The 497-nt window shown below is 66.8% G+C and carries 1 protein-coding gene; it reads left to right on the forward strand.

Features of this window, described 5'->3' with window-relative positions; all coding sequences use genetic code 11:
* Positions 1-43 precede the first annotated feature (43 nt).
* On the forward strand, positions 44-497 hold a 454-nt coding region (locus CEY15_RS17520), incomplete at its 3' end, for a helix-turn-helix domain-containing protein (RefSeq protein WP_245847721.1).

Consider the following 497-nt stretch of genomic DNA (forward strand, 5'->3'; position numbering starts at 1 on the left):
GGCATTGATGTTGCGTCCCGGCGATCGCGAGAAGCTTGAGAGAATGACGCGCTCACAGTCGATGTCGGCAGGCATGGTGCAGCGAGCTCGCATCGTGCTGCTGGCTTCGGAGGGCCGGCGCAATGCCGAGATCGCGGAGCTGGCCGGGGCGTCGCGGCCGAAGGTGAACCTCTGGCGGTCCAGGTACGAAGACAAGGGCATCGGGGGCCTGGCTGCTGAGAAGCGTTCTGGTCGGCCGCGCACGATCGATCACGCGGAGATCGTGACGGCGACCTTGATGCCGCCGCCGAAGTCTCTGGGCGTGACCCACTGGTCGTCGCGGCTGCTGGCGTCCCGGTTGAAGGTCTCGGCCTCGACGGTGGTCACGGCGTGGCGTGCCTACGGGATCAAGCCGTGGCGCTCGGAGTCGTTCCGGTTCTCCACCGATCCTGAGCTGGTCGGCAAAGTCACCGACATCTGCGGCCTGTACCTGGCGCCGCCGGAGAACGCGATCGTGT

It is taken from the genome of Dietzia natronolimnaea (assembly GCF_002289575.1).
Classification (GTDB): Bacteria; Actinomycetota; Actinomycetes; order Mycobacteriales; family Mycobacteriaceae; genus Dietzia; species Dietzia natronolimnaea_A.